At 61.9% G+C, this 19339-nt stretch carries 18 protein-coding genes; 5 read left to right on the forward strand and 13 right to left on the reverse strand.

Annotation, left to right across the window (positions count from 1 at the left end; genetic code table 11):
• Nucleotides 1-249: 249 nt before the first annotated feature.
• Both IQ25_RS19145 and IQ25_RS19150 read left to right on the forward strand, forming a co-directional pair.
• Entirely contained in the window at nucleotides 250-1167 is a 918-nt protein-coding gene (locus tag IQ25_RS19145) for an SDR family NAD(P)-dependent oxidoreductase (protein ID WP_144907888.1), read from the forward strand.
• 6 nt (nucleotides 1168-1173) lie between these two features.
• Entirely contained in the window at nucleotides 1174-2049 is an 876-nt protein-coding gene (locus tag IQ25_RS19150) for an enoyl-CoA hydratase/isomerase family protein (RefSeq protein ID WP_144907889.1), read from the forward strand.
• Between the two features lie 303 nt (nucleotides 2050-2352).
• Here the strand turns inward: IQ25_RS19150 and IQ25_RS19155 are convergent, their stop codons facing one another.
• Together IQ25_RS19155 and IQ25_RS19160 are read right to left on the reverse strand one after the other, a co-directional pair.
• The gene (locus tag IQ25_RS19155; protein WP_144907890.1) at nucleotides 2353-3036 is read right to left on the reverse strand and encodes a response regulator transcription factor; all 684 of its coding nucleotides are present in this window, start codon (nucleotides 3034-3036) and stop codon (nucleotides 2353-2355) included.
• The gene (locus IQ25_RS19160; protein WP_144907891.1) at nucleotides 3033-4577 is read right to left on the reverse strand and encodes a sensor histidine kinase; all 1545 of its coding nucleotides are present in this window, start codon (nucleotides 4575-4577) and stop codon (nucleotides 3033-3035) included. The genes IQ25_RS19155 and IQ25_RS19160 overlap by 4 nt, the downstream gene beginning before the upstream one ends.
• Nucleotides 4578-4901: 324 nt before the next feature.
• Between IQ25_RS19160 and IQ25_RS19165 the strand changes: the two genes are divergently transcribed.
• Nucleotides 4902-5105, forward strand: coding sequence for a hypothetical protein (locus IQ25_RS19165; protein ID WP_144907892.1), 204 nt, complete (start codon nucleotides 4902-4904; stop codon nucleotides 5103-5105).
• Nucleotides 5106-5114: 9 nt separating this feature from the next.
• Here IQ25_RS19165 and IQ25_RS19170 read toward each other — a convergent pair whose 3' ends face one another.
• The 5 genes from IQ25_RS19170 to IQ25_RS19190 all read right to left on the reverse strand — a co-directional run bounded on the left by IQ25_RS19170 (nucleotide 5115) and on the right by IQ25_RS19190 (nucleotide 9833).
• Nucleotides 5115-6293, reverse strand: coding sequence for a BaiN/RdsA family NAD(P)/FAD-dependent oxidoreductase (locus IQ25_RS19170; protein ID WP_144907893.1), 1179 nt, complete (start codon nucleotides 6291-6293; stop codon nucleotides 5115-5117).
• Nucleotides 6290-7909, reverse strand: coding sequence for an NAD(P)/FAD-dependent oxidoreductase (locus IQ25_RS19175; RefSeq protein ID WP_144907894.1), 1620 nt, complete (start codon nucleotides 7907-7909; stop codon nucleotides 6290-6292). The genes IQ25_RS19170 and IQ25_RS19175 overlap by 4 nt, the downstream gene beginning before the upstream one ends.
• A 43-nt stretch (nucleotides 7910-7952) precedes the next feature.
• Nucleotides 7953-8531, reverse strand: a complete 579-nt coding sequence (locus tag IQ25_RS19180) for a nitroreductase family protein (protein ID WP_144907895.1) — start codon at nucleotides 8529-8531, stop codon at nucleotides 7953-7955.
• Between the two features lie 91 nt (nucleotides 8532-8622).
• Complete coding sequence (locus tag IQ25_RS19185; protein ID WP_144907896.1) at nucleotides 8623-9039, reverse strand: DoxX family protein; 417 nt, start codon at nucleotides 9037-9039, stop codon at nucleotides 8623-8625.
• A 59-nt stretch (nucleotides 9040-9098) separates the two neighbouring features.
• Nucleotides 9099-9833 carry a pirin family protein gene (locus IQ25_RS19190; protein WP_144907897.1) on the reverse strand — a complete coding sequence of 245 codons (735 nt, stop codon included), beginning with the start codon at nucleotides 9831-9833 and terminating at the stop codon, nucleotides 9099-9101.
• Between the two features lie 123 nt (nucleotides 9834-9956).
• Between IQ25_RS19190 and IQ25_RS19195 the strand changes: the two genes are divergently transcribed.
• Nucleotides 9957-10886 carry a LysR family transcriptional regulator gene (locus tag IQ25_RS19195; RefSeq protein WP_144907898.1) on the forward strand — a complete coding sequence of 310 codons (930 nt, stop codon included), beginning with the start codon at nucleotides 9957-9959 and terminating at the stop codon, nucleotides 10884-10886.
• 421 nt (nucleotides 10887-11307) lie between these two features.
• On the opposite strand, the gene IQ25_RS19200 is transcribed toward IQ25_RS19195, so the two are convergent.
• Genes IQ25_RS19200 through IQ25_RS19215 form a run of 4 tightly spaced genes read right to left on the reverse strand, consistent with a single transcriptional unit; the run spans nucleotide 11308 to nucleotide 16422 of the window.
• A complete protein-coding gene (locus IQ25_RS19200; RefSeq protein ID WP_144907899.1) occupies nucleotides 11308-11772 on the reverse strand; it encodes a MaoC family dehydratase in 465 nt (154 codons plus the stop codon).
• Nucleotides 11772-13643 (reverse strand): acetyl/propionyl/methylcrotonyl-CoA carboxylase subunit alpha, encoded by a 1872-nt coding sequence (locus IQ25_RS19205; RefSeq protein WP_144907900.1) that lies wholly within the window; start codon nucleotides 13641-13643, stop codon nucleotides 11772-11774. Before IQ25_RS19205 ends, IQ25_RS19200 begins: the two co-directional genes overlap by 1 nt.
• Before the next feature lie 14 nt (nucleotides 13644-13657).
• Complete coding sequence (locus IQ25_RS19210; protein ID WP_144907901.1) at nucleotides 13658-15259, reverse strand: carboxyl transferase domain-containing protein; 1602 nt, start codon at nucleotides 15257-15259, stop codon at nucleotides 13658-13660.
• Nucleotides 15259-16422: an isovaleryl-CoA dehydrogenase gene (locus IQ25_RS19215; RefSeq protein WP_118074717.1), complete on the reverse strand. Its 1164-nt coding sequence runs from the start codon at nucleotides 16420-16422 to the stop codon at nucleotides 15259-15261. The genes IQ25_RS19210 and IQ25_RS19215 overlap by 1 nt, the downstream gene beginning before the upstream one ends.
• Before the next feature lie 101 nt (nucleotides 16423-16523).
• Here IQ25_RS19215 and IQ25_RS19220 point away from each other — a divergent pair, with 101 nt between their 5' ends.
• Nucleotides 16524-17381 carry a LysR family transcriptional regulator gene (locus IQ25_RS19220; protein ID WP_158637802.1) on the forward strand — a complete coding sequence of 286 codons (858 nt, stop codon included), beginning with the start codon at nucleotides 16524-16526 and terminating at the stop codon, nucleotides 17379-17381.
• 3 nt (nucleotides 17382-17384) lie between these two features.
• Here IQ25_RS19220 and IQ25_RS19225 read toward each other — a convergent pair whose 3' ends face one another.
• Entirely contained in the window at nucleotides 17385-17966 is a 582-nt protein-coding gene (locus IQ25_RS19225; RefSeq protein ID WP_246415540.1) for a murein L,D-transpeptidase catalytic domain family protein, read from the reverse strand.
• A 181-nt stretch (nucleotides 17967-18147) separates the two neighbouring features.
• A complete protein-coding gene (locus IQ25_RS19230; protein ID WP_144907904.1) occupies nucleotides 18148-19338 on the reverse strand; it encodes a cytochrome P450 in 1191 nt (396 codons plus the stop codon).
• Between the last annotated feature and the right edge of the window lies 1 nt (nucleotide 19339).

Below are 19339 nucleotides of genomic sequence, written 5' to 3' on the forward strand. Positions count from 1 at the left end.
GAGATGCCAACGGCAGTTCGCACTGAATAGTGTCATGGCGATCGCTCGCTGGTCTCGTCAGTATCCGAACAGGATTGCGCTCATCTTCAGACGCGCGATCCGCGAGGACTGGGCGATTTGCAGTTGATCGTGAGTGCGATGAGACGATGCCCTTCAGTTGCCACTGATCAGAGTGCCTCATAGACATCGTAGGGCGCCCGACCAAGAGCAGACCAATGGCAGGCGACAGATGATTTTGGGAGTTGGCTTATGGACATGCGCTTTGATGGCAGGGTGGTGATAGTCACTGGCGCGGGGCGTAGTCTGGGGCGGGAGCATGCGCTGCTGTTCGGAAGGCGTGGCGCGAAGGTCGTCGTCAATGATCTGGGTGCTGCGATCGACGGATCCGACCCTTCTGATAGTCCCGCAGCCGAGGTGGTCGAAGCCATCCGCGCCGAAGGGGGCATTGCCGAGGCAGACTACAACGACGTTTCTACCGAGGCAGGGGTCCAGGCGCTTGTCGGCCATGCGGTTTCGGCGTTCGGTGGTGTTGATATCCTCGTAAGCAACGCGGGAACAATCGCTTACGATTGTACGCCTGACAAACTGCACCAGGAACTGTTCGACAAGCAGCTCAGCCTCATGGTGTCGGGCGTGGGATTGCTGGTCGGTGCAGCATGGCCTCACTTGCTCAAGTCTGATGCCGGGCGTATTGTCCTTACCTCGTCGGCGGGCGGGGTTTTTGGGATACCGGGCAGTTCCACGTATGGCGCTGCCAAGGGCGGCGTGATTGGTCTTCTGCGGTGTCTTGCCATCGACGGGGAACCCCACGGCATCAAGATCAACGCGATCTGTCCGCTGGCCATGTCACGGTTGTTCTCCGGGTTCTCGGATAATGAGGCATTCAACAACTGGTACGCCAACACCGCTCGTCCAGAGTATGTTGCGCCATTGGTCGCCTATCTTTCGCATCCGGATTGCGAACCCACAGGGCGCGTGTTCAGCTCGGGGATGGGTCATGTCAGCGAAATCTTCACGGGTCTTACGCAGGGCTGGAAGCAGCCTGGCCACAGCATCGAAGACATCCGCGACAATTTCTCCGCGATCACCGACCGCAACAATTTCTCCGTGCCAGCGACAGCACTGGAATCGACGGCGCTGATGTTCGCCGATGCGCCGTTGGCCTGACGCACCATGATCAAGGTGGATCGGCGACCGGACGGCATTGCAGTTGTCGCCATCGACAACCCGCCGGTCAACGCGCTGACTACGCCTGTATTCATCGCGCTGCAGACTCTTGCAGAGTCGTTTGCCGCCCATCCGCCGGCAGCTGTCGTGCTGACCGGATCATCCGATGTGTTCGCCTGGGGCGGGGAGTTCTCGGAGATCCGACGGCTGCGGTTCACTGGCCGGACCGACATCGCGCCCAGAGAGATCGAGGCGGTGGTCGAGGAAACGTCGGCAGACGCCTATGTCTCTCAGCTGGGTGACAAGTATCACGCAGTGTTCGAAGCCGTTGCCGCGATTCCGCGGATGGTGGTCTGCGCGATTGAAGGCGTAGCCTTCGGCGGTGGACTCGAGCTTACGCTGTGTGCTGACTATCGCATCGCTTCGCGCGGAGCACTTTTTGCGTCACCGGAAGTTACGTTAGGGATGTCGACAATCGGCGGTGGGCCGTATCGTCTGCCGCGCCTCGTGGGAAATGCGCAGGCGAAGCGCATCATGTTGAGCGGAATTGAGATCGACGCGGAGGAGGCACTGCGAATTGGCCTCATCGAGGAGGTCGTTGAGCCTGGTACCGCGCTGGACCGTGCAATCGAGTTCGCCAAGCCTTTCGCCGATGCCGCTTGCCGTTCGCAGGGCCTGCTCAAGCGGGTGATCGATGTGGGCATGGACCTGCCAAAAGCAGAAGCGCTGCGCTTCGAACATGAAATGTGGCGGGAATCCTTCCGTAGCGAGGAAGCGCGCGAAGGGCTCAGAAAGTTCTTCTCACAGGGGAACGTCACAGAAGCGCTGGCCCATGAGAAGATCAAGAATGGCGAAACCTGTGGCGCGGCGGGGAACAGGTAAGTGGCAATCTTCCCACTCCTGAGATCCAACCGGGAAGCCGCCAGTCGGCCACACTTTGATGATGCTTCCCGCACACCGTCTGACTTCGGTACCGACATCTTCTTTCCGTGCGAGAACCCGGGATGAAGGCTCGTCGCTGGCTAGAAGCCGGCAGTTCTATGCGGCCGTCCGCATAGAACTGCGCTTTGCCAATCGAACCAGACCTACGGTCCAGTTCCGGTGGCCACCGAAAAAGTGCTCTTGAAGGTCGCGATCAGCCGGGTGTCGCTGCGAATGCCGCAGGAACTGGCCAAACCATCGGTCTCAGGCGCTGAGGCGGTAGCCGAAACCTCGCACGTTCTCCACAACCGGGGGCCCCAATGCATGGAGCTTGCGACGCAGGCGGCTGAGGTAGACCTCGACGATGTTGGTCAAGGGATCGTCCTCGATGCCCCACACGGCGCGCAGGATCTCCGTGCGCGAGATGACCGTCCCCGGCGATTCCATAAGAAGGCGCAGAACGCCCATTTCCTTGACCGTGAGTTGCACGGGTACGCCGCTGCGCATCAGTGTCATCGTTCGGGGATCGAAATGCAGGTCCCCCACGGTTAGGGAGCCATCGGCCTGAACCGCGCTTGCTTGCGGGCGGCTCATCCGGCGTTTTACGGCGTCCATTCGCGCTAGCAGTTCCTCAAACGCGAAGGGCTTGGGCAGATAATCATCGGCGCCACCTTTCAAACCCCGAATCCGATCGGCGACTTCTTCACGCGCCGTGACCATGATGACCGGTGTCGACACGCTAGACGCACGGATCTCGGCGCAGACATCAAACCCCGACATGTCGGGCAAATTCACGTCTAGCAGGATGAAGTCGAATGCCATCCCCTTGGCAAGCTCCAGCCCGGTTGCGCCATCAGTGGCCAAGGTGACCTTGCAACCTTCTTGCGTGAGACCGCGATGCAGCGTGGCCGCCAGTTCGACTTCGTCTTCGATGAGCAGTATTTTCATGTGTTTTTTCCGTCAGCCATCGCAGTGGCCGGCATGAGAGGAAGTCGGATCGTGACGATCGTCCCGACGTTGATCTTGCTCGTAAGGCTGATGGTACCGCCCATGGCCTCGGTGATGGATCGGGCGATGGACAGACCCAGGCCTTGACCACTACCGGTCTGCTTGCTCCCGCGGCGGAACCGCTGGAACAGGAACGGGATATCCTCGCTCGGTATCCCGTCGCCATGATCGGTGATGATGATCAGGGCTTGCCCATCCTCGGCTTCAACCGAGACGTCGACCTTCGGCGGTGCGGTAGAATAGCACACCGCGTTGTCGACGACGATGCGCATCACCTGCTTCAGGCGCATTTCATCGCCTTCGACGATCAGCGATGGGGGTGCCTTGACCAGTAGGATGCTGCCGCCATCGGACTCGATCACACGGTGGAAATCGTCAATTGACTGGCGCACGGCTGCAACTGCGTCGACCGGCTCGATGCTTGTCTGCAACATGGGCTCTTCGGCACGGGCGAGATGCAGCATGTCGTCGATCATTTCGCCCATCAGCTCGGACAGGCGCACGACACGGTCGAGACCGGCCCGGAGGTCCTCGTTCTGGGCGTCGCCATCGCGGAGGGTGATTTCCGCCTCCGACCGCATTATCGAAAGCGGCGTGCGCAGTTCGTGGCTGGCATCTGCCAGGAATTGCTGGCGCAGGCGGTTGGCGCGTTCGAGCGAGCGGTTGGTTGCTGCAAGCTCTGCGGTGCGTCGGGCGACAGCACGTTCCAGTCCCTCGTTCGTCTGACGCAAACTGGCCGTCGCTTCAGCGACGCGTGCAGCCATGGTGTTGAAACTCTCGGCGATCGTGCGGAACTCGGTGGTCCCCACGACCGGCAAAGGCTGATGATAGTCTCCAGCGGCCAGCGCCTGCGTTCCGCGCCAGAGATTGCCGAGAGGTCGAATGATCTGGCGTTGCCCCCAGAACACCGCGAGCATGCCGCAGATCGCCACGACTGACATCGTCATGGTCAGTGTGTCGATAACGCCCTGAATGGCCTCGACCGAGCTGCGGCGATACTCCTTCGCTTCGCGCTCTTCGACCTTGATTGCCTCGAATACGAGGTCTTCCCACAGGGTCTCAGGCTTGTTCCCGCTCAGCGATCGCTCAAGGCTTGCGCCGATCTTGTGCAGCACCTCTCGCTGTTGGACTTCCTCCTCGATGGCCTGTGCCCGCATCTTGCGGCGTAAAGGCGTCTCGCCGAGGATCTTGATCTCCGCGTTGATGTACCTTTCCGCGTTGACGACATGCGAACGCACGCCGTCGATGTACAGTTGGCGGTCCTTCGCAAACTCTTCCGGATTGACGTACCGTTCTTGCTGCAAAGTGTAGCCCAGCACGGCAAGGCGCTGGAAGGAACTGAGCGACTGGGACGATGCCTCGGAACGGTCGTGCTCCGCGCGCACGACTTTGACAGCATGGCTGGCAATGATTCCCGGCACCGCGATCGAAAAGACCACGATTGCCAGAGCCACCCAGAACTTGAGGCGAAGCGCGTTCATTTTCGCTGGGATCCGACCGCACCAGATGCACCGGTCCGCAATCGACAGATTGCCAGACTGGCTGCAGACGTTGCCCCGCCCTCCATCTGCTCATGCATATAACCGATGTCCCCTGCCTGCGCTGCTCACGTTCTATCAGAACGCTCATGCAAGCCCTGTCGTGCGGCTCACATTGTCTTGCAAGCGCTTATCGATCAACGAATCGGTCGATTAAAATTCCATGAATGGCGGAGTATCGTGGTGATCTGCTCAATCCCCGGCAGTCCTTGCCGGGCCCGAGACTGCAGGGATGACAAGGCGTAATGGGCGTGCCAAGGCAACGGCATGCGTACCACACACGATGAGGTGAGCGTTCGGCTGTACCATCTGGCCGATGGCCCCGACGGCGGATCGGCGGAGACGCTGTTCTATGGCCCCCTGTACCGGGCCTTGCAGATTGCCGCCGAACAGCCTGAACCTGTGCAGGATGGCCTTTTCATCGCGACGGACAACGATGTCGTGGCGTATCTTGATCTGATAGAGCCGTAACTGGGGCTTTCAGATCGCCTCGCCAGCGGCGCGGCCACTCGCCCAGGCCCACTGGAAATTGTAGCCACCGAGCCATCCCGTGACGTCCACCGCCTCACCGATAGCGTGGAGACCGGGGACCTTGCCTGCTTCCATAGTCTTTTGGGACAAGACCCGCGTGGAGATGCCCCCGGCGGTCACCTCGGCCTTGGCGTAGCCTTCGGTGCCGTTCGGGTGGAACGGCCAGCGCGCCAGCTTTTCTTGCGCATTGCGCAGCGCGCCATCACGCAGCGTGGAAAGTTCACCGTCGAGTCCGAGCCTTTCGACCAGCGTTTCCGCCAGCCTCTCGGGCAGGCGGCGGGCGATTGCGGTGCGAAACGCTGATCGCGGACGCGCTTGCTTCTCCTCGATCAGCCAGTCGGTTCCGGCATCGGGCAGGAAATTCACCTCGATCGGCGTGCGATGTTGCCAGTAAGACGAGATTTGCAACATGGCCGGGCCGGAAAGTCCCTTGTGCGTAAACAGTGCAGCCTCGCGGAAGGCTGTCTTGCCCCAGCGCGCGATAACGTCGGCCGAAACTCCGGAGAGTGAGCGAAACAGCGCTTCATCCTCACCCAAGGTGAAGGGAACGAGGGCAGGGCGGGTCTGGACAACGGACAGGCCGAACTTGCGCGCGATGTCCAAGGCGAAGCCCGTGGCGCCCATCTTGGGAATGGACAGGCCTCCCGTGGCCAGGACGAGCGAAGGAGCTTGGTGCTCGCGCCCGTCGATCATTACGCGGTACCGCCCGTCGGCATGCTCGACTCCACTGACCGGATCGCCGAATGCGAAGCTCACGCCGCCGTCCCGGCACTCGGCCATCAGCATCTCGACGATCTGGCGCGCAGAGCCGTCGCAGAACAGCTGCCCCAGCGTCTTTTCATGCCACGCGATACTGTGGCGGTTCACCAGTTCGAGGAAATCGGCAGGCGTGTATCGCGCCAGCGCCGACCGCGCAAAGTGCGGGTTTTCCGAGATATAGCGATCTGCTGCCGTGTGGATGTTGGTAAAGTTGCAGCGTCCGCCGCCCGAGATCAGGATCTTCTTTCCCGGCTCGCCGGCATGGTCGACCAGCAGGACCCGGCGTCCCCGCTGCCCGGCAGTCAAAGCGGCCATCAGCCCGGCTGCGCCTGCGCCGAGGATGATGGCGTCGTAGCTCGTCGCGCTCACTTCAGCACTTCGGCGGCGAGTGCTTCGGCCACCTTGATTCCGTCAACGGCCGCGGAAAGGATGCCGCCGGCATAGCCCGCGCCTTCGCCCGCCGGGTACAAGCCGCGCGTGTTGAGGCTCTGGCAATCCCTGCCGCGTGTGATCCGCACCGGTGAGGATGTGCGGGTCTCGACGCCGGTCATCACCACGTCTGGGTGATCGTATCCCGGCACCATGCGACCGAACACCGGCAGCGCTTCGCGGATGGATTCGATCACATAGTCGGGCAGGCATTTCTTCAGCTCGGTGAGGTGGACGCCCGGCTTGTAGCTGGGGACCACGTCGCCGAATTCGCTCGATGGCTGGTCCGCAAGGAAGTCGCCGAGCTTCTGCCCCGGCGCCATGTAGTTGCGTCCGCCAGCCTCGAAGGCCAGGCTTTCCCAGTGACGCTGGAACGCCATGCCCGCCATCGGCCCGCCCGGATAATCGCGGTTCGGGTCGATATCGACGACAAGGCCCGAGTTTGCGTTGAACTCTGCACGTGAATACTGGCTCATGCCGTTTGTAACGACGCGGCCTTCCTCGCTTGTCGCGGCAACCACGCGCCCGCCCGGGCACATGCAGAAGGAATAGACCGTGCGGCCGTTGCTGCACTTGTGCGAGATCGAATAGGCGGCAGGGCCAAGGATCTTGTTGCCAGCGCTCGGCCCGTAGCGTGCCGTGTCGATCCAGCTCTGCGGATGCTCGATGCGCACGCCAATGGCAAAGGGCTTGGCTTCAATGTGAACGCCCCGGTCAAACAGAACCTGAAACGTGTCGCGCGCGGAATGGCCGACCGCCATGATCACGTGCCGCGCGGGCAGGAACGAACCGTCCGACAAATGCAGCCCGGCAATCCGACGCTCGCCATCCGCGGCGGTCTCGATCTCGAAATCCTCGACGCGGGTCTGGAAGCGGTACTCGCCGCCAAGGCTCTCGATCGTCTCGCGCATGGACATGACCATGGTGACAAGGCGGAACGTGCCGATGTGGGGGTGGGCTTCGGTCAGGATGTCGTCAGGCGCTCCGGCTTTCACGAACTCTACCAGCACCTTGCGTCCGAGGTGGCGGGGGTCCTTGATGCGGCTATAGAGTTTGCCATCGGAAAAAGTTCCGGCTCCGCCTTCGCCGAACTGCACGTTCGATTCCGGCTCCAGCACCGAGCGCCGCCACAGACCCCAGGTATCCTTGGTCCGTTCGCGAACCGCCTTGCCGCGTTCAATGATGATCGGCTTGAGGCCCATTTGCGCGAGGATCAGCGCCGCCAGCAGACCGCAGGGGCCGGCGCCGATTACGACAGGGCGTTCGCCGTCCCAACCTTCGGGTGCCATGACCGGAAACTTGTAGGATGTATCGGGCGTGGGCTTCACGTTCTGGTCGTCGGCAAAGCGCGCCAGAACTTCAGCCTCGTTCGCCAACACGCAATCGACCACGTAGGTCAGCAGGATAGCGTGCTTCTTGCGCGCGTCGTTGCCGCGACGGAAAATCTGGAAGCGTTCGAGATCAGAAGGCTCGATGCCCAGGCGTGCGCAAATCGCCGCCGGAAGGTCTTCGGCGGCGTGATCGAGAGGCAGTTTCAGTTCATTGATACGAAGCATGGCGCCGCCCTAGCGAAATCGCGCGGGCGGCGCCACTTGTGCGTTATGCCGTGAATGGCCCTGCAAACGCGATCTCACTCACCGGCTTGCGGTCACTTACGACTTCGCGCTCGCGCAGCATGTCGGGAAGTTGCGACTTGTCGCCCTGCTTGCCGATCACGAAGGCCATTTCCACTCGGTAACCTTCGGGCAAGTTCAGCACTTCGGCGGCCTTGGCGAAATCCACGCCGGTCATGCCGTGGGTATGATAGCCAAGGTGCAGAGCCTGCAAGGCAGCATTTGCCCAAGCCGCACCGGTATCGAAGCTGTGGCTGTGGTTCGGGTTATCGCCGCGGTCGCTACGCATGAACTCGTCCGAGATGGCATAGACCAGCACGCCTGCGTCCTTGGCCCAGCTCTGGTTGAACTCCACCAGCGCCGAAAGGAACTTGTCGAAGTTGGCATCGCCCTTGTGCGCATAGGCAAAGCGCCACGGCTGGTAGTTGTATGCGCTGGCAGCAAGGCCAGCCGCTTCGAAGATCACCTCGAGATCAGACTGGGGAACGGCCGATCCATCGAATGCGCGCGGGCTCCAGCGGTCGACGATGATCGGCAGGACGCGGGGGGAGGCGGTACGGGTCATGGGATACTCCTTGGAGAGATGTCGGAGAGATAATGGGGCGGGGCCGAAGCACAACTGCCCAAGGCAACTGCACTCCGGCCCGCGGGGGGTATCAGCGGCGGTCGAAGCCGAAGCGGCCCGATCCGAATGCGGCAACCTGCAGAAGGCCACCAGCCAGCGCCACGTTCTTGAAGAAGTGGATGAACTGGTTCTGGTCGGCGAGGTTTGCGTGGAAGCCAACCGCTGCGGCAAGGCTGAACAGCGCGATGGCCGATGCGACGATCCGGGTGCGGAACCCTGCGATCAGGAGCAGGCCGCCGACGAGTTCGACGATCACCGCAATGCCATATGCGACGCTCGGGGCGGGCAGGCCTGCACTGCTGATGTAGGCGATTGTGCCGGCGGGATCAGCGAGCTTTGAAACCCCGCTCAGCACGAAGATTGCGGCAAGCAGCACCCGGCCGGTCACTGCCAGCAGATCTGAAGTTGTCGAGGAGGCGCGAGGCGCATCAAGGGATACGGTGGTCATGGGATCGGTCCTTTGCAGAAGTCTGGATTGGGAAATGTGCGGGAAAAGTTCGGTCACGGTCAGGCCGCGTCAACGAGCACGAGCTCGGCGTCCTCGAGTGCGGTGATGACGATCTCGGTTACACCGGTGATCGCCACACCATCGCGGGCATTTGCTTCGACATCGCCGATGCGGATCTTGCCCTTGGCGGGGACGAGATAGGCATGGCGGTCCTCGGTCAATTCGTAGCGAACCGTTTCACCTGCCTTGACCGTTGCACCAAGAACGCGGGCATTTGCATTGATGGTCAGCACGTCGCTGTCATCTGCGATACCCGAAGCGAGCGGTACGAACTTGCCCTCACGGCTGTCCTTGGGGAAGGGGCGAGCACCCCAGCTCGGCGCGTGACCGCGACGATCGGGGATGATCCAGATCTGGAACAGCCGGGTTTCCTGCGACTCCAGATTGAATTCCGAATGCGCGATGCCGGTTCCGGCCGACATCACCTGCACATCGCCAGCTTCGGTGCGGCCTTCGTTGCCCAGGTTGTCGCGATGGGTGATCGCGCCCTGCGTGACATAGGTGATGATCTCCATGTCGCTGTGCGGGTGGGTCGGGAAGCCGCTTTTGGGAGCGATGCGATCGTCGTTCCAAACGCGCAGAGCACCCCAGTGGACGCGCGCAGGATCATGGTATCCGCCGAACGAGAAGTGGTGGTGGGCATCGAGCCAGCCGTGATTGGCGGCACCGAGCGTGTCGAACGGGCGCAGTTCGATGTGAGCTTTGGTAGCGGTGGTGGTAGCGGTCTGGGTCATGGCGATTTCTCCAAACGGGCGGTGTCTGGTCCGTCCTGTTGAGGTGGAGATAGGCCTTGCAGTTCGTTCGGAATATCCCGATAAATTCAATCAGGACATTCGAAATACTTGAAAGGCCCGTCGATGGACGTCGGACAGCCAACCCTCGACCAGCTTCGCCTGTTCCTCGCCGTGGTCGACGAAGGCAGCTTCAACGCCGCTGCGCGCAAACTGGGCCGGGCAATTTCTGTGGTAAGCTACGGGATCGTCACGCTTGAAACCCAGCTAGGCGTGACATTGTTCGATCGGGAAGGGTCGAAGAAGCCTGTCTTGACACCTGCCGGCAAAGCGATGCTGGCACAGGCGCGCGCCGTTGCCGACAATGTCGATGCGCTGATCGCGGGCGTGCGCAACTTCAACCAAGGCCTCGAGGCTGAATTAGGGCTTGCCATTGACGTAATGTTCCCGACGCACCTCGTTGCCGAAGTGCTTCGCGAGTTCCAGTTGCTCTACCCCACGGTTCTACTGCGCCTCTATGTCGAAGCACTGGGTACAATCGCCGCGATGGTAGTCGATGGGCGGGCGGAATTGGGCATTGCCGGGCCGGAACTGGTCGCGATCCCCGATCTCGAACGAGAGGCAATTGGTGAAGTGGAACTGATCCCGGTCGCCGCCCCGGATCATCCACTCGCGCGGATGGACGTAATCCCGCCCGGAGAGGCGCGCAAGCACCGGCAGCTTGTGCTGACCGATCGTTCGCAATTGACGCAGGGACGCGACTTTTCAGTCTTTGCCGCGAGCACATGGCGTCTGGGAGACCTCGGTGCGCGCCATGCCCTGATGCGTGAAGGTATCGGCTGGGGCAACATGCCGCGCCACCTGATCGCGACGGACCTCGCCACCGGGCGGCTAAAGCGCCTTATCTTGCCCGAGGCGCCTGGTATGGCCTATCGCTTCCATGCAGTGTGGCGGCGCGATTGCCCGATCGGTCCGGCGCGTACTTGGGTGCTTGACGCCTTGCGCGAGCGGCTCACGCGTTGCCCGGATGCGAAAACGCCCCGTCAGGCTGACTGACGGGGCGATGCTGCAAGTCTCTTGAAAGTTTCAGGTCCCGGCGCTCTTGCGCTTGAACGCTGCGTTGTCATTCGCTTTTATCTTGGCGATTTCAAGCCCCGGGCTGGCGGGAAAGCCGTTCTTCGGCCCCGGTGCAGGATTACCCTTGCTGGGGGTGCTAGTTGCAGCCGGCGGAGGACTGGCACGCGTTCCCGCATTGGCAGTAGCTGGCAGAATTACGCACGCAGAAAGCCCTGCGGCAAAAAGCCACTTCATCCCGTCAATCATTTTGAAAACCCCCGAAGGTTGTCCCTAGAAAGTCAGCATCAATCGGTCCCGAGTGGTGCTGCCCTCAATGACAATTGGGGACACTCGGGTTTACCGAAATGAAATGTTCTTAATTAAATCGATATTTATCATGAAAATTTATTCCAAAATGACTTTACCAAACCGCAGATTTTGGCCGTTTTCTAAGCAAGGCGGACCGCAGGCAATGGCAAACCACTTCATTTCGCTGATTAACAAGCTCGTGTTTGAAAGTGACGATCCCGGCATCAGGCCGTGACTTACTTGTCCGCAAATCAACAACTTCGCTCTTGGCATGCATCGTGTCGCCGATAAACACGGGGGCAGGCATAACCAGCTTGTCGTATCCCAGATTGGCGACCAGCGTGCCAAGGGTCGTGTCCCCGACCGACAGGCCAACCATTAGTGCGAAAGTGAAAGTACCGTTGACCAGGATCTGGCCGAACTCGCTAGCCTTGGCCGATTCGGCATCGATGTGCAGCGGTTGCGGGTTGTGGGTCATGACGGAGAACAACAAATTGTCGGTCTCGGTGACGGTACGGCGGATCTCGTGTTCGATCGTGTCGCCCACTTGCCATTCGTCGAAGAACTTGCCCGCCATCAGCCTTCTGCCTTCTCGATCTGCGCCAGCACCGCCTCGACCTGAACCTGTGCACCAGCCACGGCGTTCAGTTCTGCCACCACGCCATCAAATGGTGCGGTCAGCGCATGCTCCATCTTCATTGCTTCGAGGACCATCAGCTTCTGGCCCTTGGTTACGGACTGCCCGGCGGAGACATCTACCGAAATGACCTTGCCGGGCATCGGCGAAAGGATCGCACCGTCCGTTGCCGATCCACCGGCACCCCCTTCGGCACGGGCCAACCTGACAAGGAATCTCTCGCCGCCCTCGTCGATGCCCGTAACATCTTCGCCGGGCCAGTAGTCGATTGCCGGTTCCTGCGGCAGGTCCACAGCAAAAGTTCGCCCGAACTGGTCCGAAAGGCGCATCGTCCGCCGCGCCGGAGCATTCATGCGCAAGCCGCTCTGGCTGCTCCAAGGCGTCAGGCCGGGCGTTCCTGCAAGTCGCATTGCGGCAAGGCCCAGCGCTTCGGTCGAAGGTTCAGGCCTTGTCGTCAGCGTTTCCAGGTCGCGTTCGATCAGGCCGGTATCCACCACTCCCGCCTCAAACGCCGCATGGCCGAGCAATCGCCACAGGAACCCACTGTTCGTGATCAGGGGGCCTACCACGCCTTCCTCAAGCGTCTCGCGCAAGCCCGCAATCGCTTCTGAACGCGTATCGCGATGGACGATGACCTTGGCAATCATCGGATCGTAGAACGGCGTGATCTCTGCCCCCGCTTCAACGCCGGTATCGATCCGGGCGCGGTAATGCGGGAAGGTGAAATCTTCGACGCGTCCTATGCTCGGGAGAAAGCCCCTGGTCGCATCCTCTGCATAGAGCCGCGCTTCCATCGCCCAGCCGTTGATGCTCAGCTCGTCCTGCCGCTTGGGGAGCGGCTCACCGCTTGCCACCCGCAACTGCCATTCCACCAGATCGACCCCGGTGATTTCCTCGGTTACCGGATGCTCGACCTGCAGGCGCGTGTTCATCTCCATGAACCAGATGCGATCTGCGCGCAGGCCTTCCGACCCGTCTGCGATGAATTCGATGGTGCCCGCGCCTTCGTAATCGACCGCCTTGGCCGCGCGCACCGCGGCGGCACAAACCGCCTCGCGCGTGGCTGCGTCCATGCCAGGGGCAGGGGCCTCCTCGATCACCTTCTGATGCCGCCGCTGCAACGAGCAATCACGCTCGAACAGATGCACGACGTCGCCGTGGCTGTCGCCAAACACCTGCACCTCGATGTGCCGGGGCGAGAGGATGTACTTCTCGATCAGCACCCGATCATCGCCGAACGAGGACGCCGCCTCACGACGGCATGACGCCAGGCTTTCCGCAAAGTCGGCAGAGCTTTCCACCCGCCGCATCCCTTTGCCGCCACCGCCAGCCACAGCCTTGATCAGCACCGGATAGCCAATCGCATCGGCCTCGGCCTGCAAGCGCTCAGGCGACTGATCCTCGCCCAGGTAGCCTGGCGTCACCGGCACACCCGCCGCAATCATCCGCGCCTTGGCCGCATCCTTCAGCCCCATCGCGGTGATCGAGGCAGGTTTCGGGCCTACCCAGACAAGCCCTGCATCCAGCACTGCCTGCGCAAATTCGGCATTCTCCGACAGAAAACCGTATCCGGGATGGATCGCTTCGGCGCCAGTTGCCTTGGCGGCGGCGATGATCCTCTCACCGACAAGGTAGCTCTCGCGAGCCGCGGCAGGCCCGATGTGTACCGCTTCATCGGCCGAGCGCACATGCAGCGCCTTTGCGTCGGCATCTGAATAGACCGCTATGGTCCGGATACCCAGGCGGCGGGCGGTGCGGATTATCCGGCAGGCGATCTCGCCGCGATTGGCGATGAGGAGGGACTGGATCATTGTGCTCTCCTTCATCACATCCGGAACACCCCGAACCGGGGTGCCTCCGCTATCGGCGCCTCGAGACAAACCTCCAGCGCCAGACCCAGCACATCCCTCGTCTGCACCGGATCGATCACGCCGTCGTCCCACAGCCTTGCGGTGGCGTAGTATGGATTGCCCTCGTCCTCGTATTTCTGGCGGATCGGGGCCTTGAAAGCTTCCGCCTCTTCCGGCGTCCACTTCTCGGCATCGCGGTGAACCGTCGCCAGTACACTTGCCGCCTGCTCGCCACCCATTACGGAAATGCGCGCATTGGGCCAGGTGAACAGGAAACGCGGCTGATAGGCCCGCCCGCACATGCCATAGTTGCCCGCGCCGAAGCTGCCGCCGATCAGCACGGTAATCTTCGGCACCTGCGCCGTCGCCACTGCCGTCACCAGCTTGGCGCCATGCTTGGCGATGCCCTCGGCCTCGTACTTGCCGCCCACCATGAAGCCCGAAATGTTCTGCAGGAACAGCAGCGGAATCTTGCGCTGGCAGGCCAGTTCGATGAAATGCGCACCCTTCTGCGCGCTTTCGGAGAACAGCACGCCGTTGTTGGCAAGGATCGCCACGGGAAGCCCGTGGATATGGGCAAATCCGCAGACCAGCGTGGTGCCATAGAGCGCCTTGAATTCGTGGAACTCGCTGCCGTCTACAATCCGGGCAATCACTTCATGGACATCGTAGGGTGCGCGGACATCTTCTGGAATGATGGAATAGAGTTCTTCCGGGTCGTATTTGGGAGGCACCGCTTCACGCCGCGAAGCACCTGCATCGCTTGCAGGGCCGATATGCGAGACGATGTCACGCACGATGGTCAGCGCATGCTCGTCATTGTCGGCCAGATGATCGACAACGCCCGATTTGCGCGCGTGAAGATCGCCACCGCCCAATGCCTCTGCGCTGATTTCCTCGCCAGTCGCTGCCTTCACCAGCGGCGGACCGGCAAGGAAGATCGTGCCCTGTTCACGCACAATGACGGATTCATCCGACATCGCCGGAACGTAGGCTCCGCCCGCCGTGCACGATCCCATCACGCTGGCGATCTGCGGAATTCCCCGCGCACTCATGTTCGCCTGGTTGTAGAAGAACCGCCCGAAGTGATCTCGGTCGGGAAACACTTCGGCCTGATTGGGCAGGTTCGCCCCGCCGCTGTCGACAAGGTAGATGCAAGGCAGCCGGTTCTCCTGCGCTATCTCCTGCGCGCGCAGATGCTTCTTCACCGTCATCGGGAAGTAGGTGCCGCCCTTGACCGTGGCATCGTTGGCAAAGACCATGCACTGACGGCCAGAGACGCGGCCCACGCCGGTGATAATGCCTGCGCCCGGCACTTCGTCGCCATACATGCCGCCCGCCGCAAGCTGGCCGATTTCGAGAAAGGGAGAGCCCGGATCGAGCAGCCGCTCCACCCGGTCACGCGGGAGCAGCTTGCCCCGCGAGACATGCCGTTCCCGGCTGCGCGCGTCACCGCCAAGCGCAGCTTTGGCCACCCGCTCGCGCAGTTCCTGCGCCAATGCACGGTTGTGTGCTGCGCGCACCTGCGCCTGTTCGGAACTGAGATCGATGTTGCTTGATAGGACCGGGGCGGACATCAGCGCGCTCCGATCAGTTCGCGGCCGATCAGCATCCTGCGAATCTCGTTGGTCCCGGCGCCGATGTCCAGCAACTTGGCATCGCGCAGATAACGTTCCACTGGCCAGTCCTTGGTGTAGCCCGCGCCGCCCAGCGCCTGCACGGCCTCGCCGGAAACGCGGAACGCATTCTCGCTCGCCAGCAGGATCGCGCCTGCCGCATCGAAGCGTGTGGTTTGGCCTGCATCGCAAGCCTTGGCCACGGCATAGACGTATGCTCGCGCCGACTGGATCGCGACGTACATGTCCGCCACCTTGGCCTGCATCAGTTGGAACGTGCCGATGGGCTGGCCGAACTGCTTGCGCTCGCGAACATAGGGGATGACGGTATCGAGGCAGGCCTGCATGATGCCGATCTGCATGCCCGCCAGCACGACGCGCTCGTAATCCAGCCCGCTCATCAGCACGCCCACGCCGCCGTGAAGCGGGCCCATCACGTTCTCTTCCGGCACGAAGCAGTCGTCGAAAACCAGTTCGCAGGTGGGCGAGCCGCGCAGGCCCATCTTGTCGATCTTCTGGCCGATCGAGAAGCCGGGCATGTCCTTCTCGATCAGGAAAGCGGTGATGCCGCGGCTTCCCGCCTCGGGTGATGTCTTGGCATAGACCACCAGCGTATCGGCATAAGTGCCATTGGTGATCCAGAACTTGGTGCCGTTCAGCCGGAACCCGCCTGCTACCGGCTCTGCGCGCAACTTCATCGAGACCACGTCCGACCCTGCGCCGGCTTCCGACATGGCAAGACTGCCGACGTGCTCGCCCGAGATCAACTTGGGCAGGTACTTCGCCTTCTGCTCGTCGTTGCCCCAGCGGCGGATCTGGTTGACGCAAAGATTTGAGTGCGCGCCATAGGATAGGCCGACGGAGCCCGAAGCGCGGCTGACTTCCTCGACCGCTATGACGTGATCGAGATAACCGAGACCAAGCCCGCCGAACTCTTCCTCAACGGTGATGCCATGGAGACCAAGCGCGCCCATCGGCTCCCACAACTCGCGCGGGAAACGGTCGTTGCGATCGATTTCGGCGGCAAGTGGAGCGATCTGCTCATCGGCAAAGCGACCCGCAGCCTCGCGGATCATCAGGGCGCTTTCGGTCAGGCCGAAGTCGAAATCGGGCGTGGCGCGCATCTCGGGCATCCTCTTCAAACTTTATCACCGCGAAGGATACCATCACCGAACCATTGCTCAAAATTGATTTATCCTGAGCTTTGCGATAGATTTTACCTATGATGAAGCGCGCGCACCTCCGCCAGTTCCTTGCCCTTGTCGAAACCGGCAATTTCACCCGCGCGGCGGAGCGCCTTGGTGTTGCGCAGCCGACCCTGTCCTCTGCCATTGCCGAACTCGAACGCCTCGCCGGAACGCGCCTGTTCATGCGCGACAAGCGGCAGGTCCGCCTGACCGAAGCAGGCGCGCGGCTCGTTACCCACGCCCGCGCCATAGAGCGTGAATTTCGTGCCGCCGAAGCCGTCTTTGCCGATGCGCCGGTTCCGCTCAGTCCGTTGCGTCTTGGCATGTTGCCCTCGGTGGCCACCCACATGATCTCGGGCATGGTTCGCGGCTTTACCGGTCCGCAACCGTTGATGCTGTCCGAAGGCACCGATGCGGAACTGCGCCGAAAGCTGGGGGAAGGACAAGTCGATGTGATTATCACCATCTTGCGCCCCGAAGACACCGACCGGCCGTCGCTGGCTCTTATGGAGGAAGGCTACCGTCTGCTCATGCCCGAAGGCCACGCGCTTGCCGGAGCCGCGCTGCTCGATGCCCGCGATGTGGCTGCCGAGACGATGATCGCTCGCCGCTCCTGCGAGATCCTGGGCGAGACCAGTCGCTGGTTCACCCAGCGCGGTGTGCGTCCACCGTTCTTCCTGCGCTCTTCCAACGACGACCGCTGCATCGAGATGGTCAGGGCAGGGATGGGCGTGACAACTGCCCCGCAATCGCTGGTGCGCGAGGGTGTGGTGGCCGTGCCGTTAGCAGAGTATGACTTCCGCCGCACCCTCGGCCTCGTCGCCGCGCGGGAGCGTCCCGATCTTGTCGATGAGGGAAGTGCTCTAGTCGAAGCGGCGCGTGCCGCATTAAACTGATCGTCACTTCACCGCGTAGAGCAGGCGCCCTTCGCCGAGGCGTTCGAGCACGCCATCGATATCGCTGTTCGAGAATGCAAAGCAGCCCTGGCTGCGCCCGATGCGTCCCTGCGTAGCAGCCATGTCCTCGCTGACATAGCTCGCCGCATGGATCACGATCCCGCGCTCCAGCGCGGCGCTGTTAGCGTCTTCCAGGCCGATCAAGCGGCGCGAACGACCATGCTTGCCGTAATACGTCACGCCCGTCAGGAAGGCGCCAGGGCTCGAAGCGTTGGAGCCATAGGCATTCGAAAACCGCTGCACCCACCCGCTGTTCGCCGGATCAGATCCGCTGCCGTGCGAGACGAGGTGCGAGGAAACAACCTTGCCCGCTTCGATGTCGACAAGATGGAAGCGCGATTCCCGCGAAGCCTTGCCAAAATCGACCAGCCCTACGAGGTCGCGATGGCGGATATGCGCCCCGTGCGCATCCAGCGCCGCAATTGCGCGCTGCACCAGCACCGGCGGCGTCGGCTTTGCGAAAGGCGAGACTTCCAGTTCTTTGGGAGGCGTGACCGCCAGCGCAGGTTGACCGGAAACGGCCAAGCTACCCAGCGTTGCAACCATGGCGCCCAAAAATTGGCGCCGATCAGGAACCATTATGCGAGACCCCGGTTATCGTCCATTGGGCCTCAAATTGTATGCCCTGCATCATACCTGCAAGTGGCGCAGGGCTCCCTTGCGACGAGCCGTGCATGACCCGCCACCTGCTGAGCCCTGCGCTCCCTCATTCGCCTTTGGCGAGCCTCAGCACCTTCGGGCTGCGGAAGTTTGACGACGAAACCCAGTCCAGCGTCTCGTCGACGCGACTGAACTCGGGCACCACCTTCAGCAGTTCCTCAAAGGCTATCTGCGTTGCCAGTCGGCCGATCGCTGAGCCCAAGCACGCGTGGACGCCCCCGCCGAAGCCCAGATGCCGCTTCGCCCTGCGGGTGATGTCATAGACGTCCGGGTTCTCGAACATCCGCTCGTCGCGATTGGCCGAGCCATAGGCGAGGATCACCGCATCGCCCGCCTTCATCAGTTGCCCATGCAGTTCCACGTCCCGCGTCAGCGTGCGCTTGAAGCGCTGTGCCGAAGTGTTGAACCGCAGCGATTCCTCGATGGCATCGGGGATGAGCGAAGGATCGGCCACCACCGCACGCCGCGCCTCGGGATGATCGGCAAGGTTCAGCCCGAACATTGCCATGAACCCCGAAAGGCTCTCGATGCCCGCCATGATCAGCGTCGTGACCGTCAGCTGTACTTCCTTGTCGAGCAGCTTCTCGCCATCGATTTCGGCAGTGATGAAGTTTGAAAGCAGGTCGTCTCCCGGATTGGCCTTGCGCGACTGAACGAGCTTCTCGGCGTAATCCGCCATCCAGTGGAACGCTGCGAGGTGTTCGGGGCTCTTCTGCCGCGTCACCGGATCGGTCTGGACCATCAGCACCGCATTGTGGCGCACCAGATCAGCGTTCTCTTCCGGCAGGGCAAACAGATAGAACAGCAGGTCCACCGTCAGCTTCGAGGTGTAGTCCCCAACCAGATCGAACACGGGATTGTCCGCAATCTCGGCCAGATGCGCCCGCGCAGCAGCCCGGGCCGGTTCGACGATGTGTTCAAGCGCCCGCTTCGTCACCGCCGACTGGATCAGCGCCCGCAACCGATCGTGCCGCGGCGGATCGCTTGACCCGAGCGTCGATCCCGCACGGCCCGGAAACTCGTCGACTAGATTGCCCTTGGCCGAGGAGTATGTGCGCCAGTCCTGCAAGGCGCCAAGCACATCGGAATAGCGCGACAGCACCCATTTTCCCGCCTCTTCCGACCAGAAGCACGGGTATTCATCACGCAGGGTCTTGTAAGCGGGGAAGGGGTCGGCATCGATGGCCGGGGAATAGGGATCGAAGCGGAACGCTGAACGCTCGAGCACGGTTGCCATG

It is taken from the genome of Novosphingobium taihuense (assembly GCF_007830315.1).
In the GTDB taxonomy this organism is placed as follows: Bacteria; Pseudomonadota; Alphaproteobacteria; order Sphingomonadales; family Sphingomonadaceae; genus Novosphingobium; species Novosphingobium taihuense.

Bases quoted from the DNA above. Each gene is read 5' to 3' on its own strand.
- IQ25_RS19145 (WP_144907888.1), top strand. From the start codon at position 250: ATGGACATGCGCTTTGATGGCAGGGTGGTGATAGTCACTGGCGCGGGG.
- IQ25_RS19150 (WP_144907889.1), top strand. From the start codon at position 1,174: ATGATCAAGGTGGATCGGCGACCGGACGGCATTGCAGTTGTCGCCATC.
- IQ25_RS19155 (WP_144907890.1), bottom strand. From the start codon at position 3,036: ATGAAAATACTGCTCATCGAAGACGAAGTCGAACTGGCGGCCACGCTG.
- IQ25_RS19160 (WP_144907891.1), bottom strand. From the start codon at position 4,577: ATGAACGCGCTTCGCCTCAAGTTCTGGGTGGCTCTGGCAATCGTGGTC.
- IQ25_RS19165 (WP_144907892.1), top strand. From the start codon at position 4,902: ATGCGTACCACACACGATGAGGTGAGCGTTCGGCTGTACCATCTGGCC.
- IQ25_RS19175 (WP_144907894.1), bottom strand. From the start codon at position 7,909: ATGCTTCGTATCAATGAACTGAAACTGCCTCTCGATCACGCCGCCGAA.
- IQ25_RS19180 (WP_144907895.1), bottom strand. From the start codon at position 8,531: ATGACCCGTACCGCCTCCCCCCGCGTCCTGCCGATCATCGTCGACCGC.
- IQ25_RS19185 (WP_144907896.1), bottom strand. From the start codon at position 9,039: ATGACCACCGTATCCCTTGATGCGCCTCGCGCCTCCTCGACAACTTCA.
- IQ25_RS19190 (WP_144907897.1), bottom strand. From the start codon at position 9,833: ATGACCCAGACCGCTACCACCACCGCTACCAAAGCTCACATCGAACTG.
- IQ25_RS19195 (WP_144907898.1), top strand. From the start codon at position 9,957: ATGGACGTCGGACAGCCAACCCTCGACCAGCTTCGCCTGTTCCTCGCC.
- IQ25_RS19200 (WP_144907899.1), bottom strand. From the start codon at position 11,772: ATGGCGGGCAAGTTCTTCGACGAATGGCAAGTGGGCGACACGATCGAA.
- IQ25_RS19205 (WP_144907900.1), bottom strand. From the start codon at position 13,643: ATGATCCAGTCCCTCCTCATCGCCAATCGCGGCGAGATCGCCTGCCGG.
- IQ25_RS19210 (WP_144907901.1), bottom strand. From the start codon at position 15,259: ATGTCCGCCCCGGTCCTATCAAGCAACATCGATCTCAGTTCCGAACAG.
- IQ25_RS19215 (WP_118074717.1), bottom strand. From the start codon at position 16,422: ATGCGCGCCACGCCCGATTTCGACTTCGGCCTGACCGAAAGCGCCCTG.
- IQ25_RS19220 (WP_158637802.1), top strand. From the start codon at position 16,524: ATGAAGCGCGCGCACCTCCGCCAGTTCCTTGCCCTTGTCGAAACCGGC.
- IQ25_RS19230 (WP_144907904.1), bottom strand. From the start codon at position 19,338: ATGGCAACCGTGCTCGAGCGTTCAGCGTTCCGCTTCGATCCCTATTCC.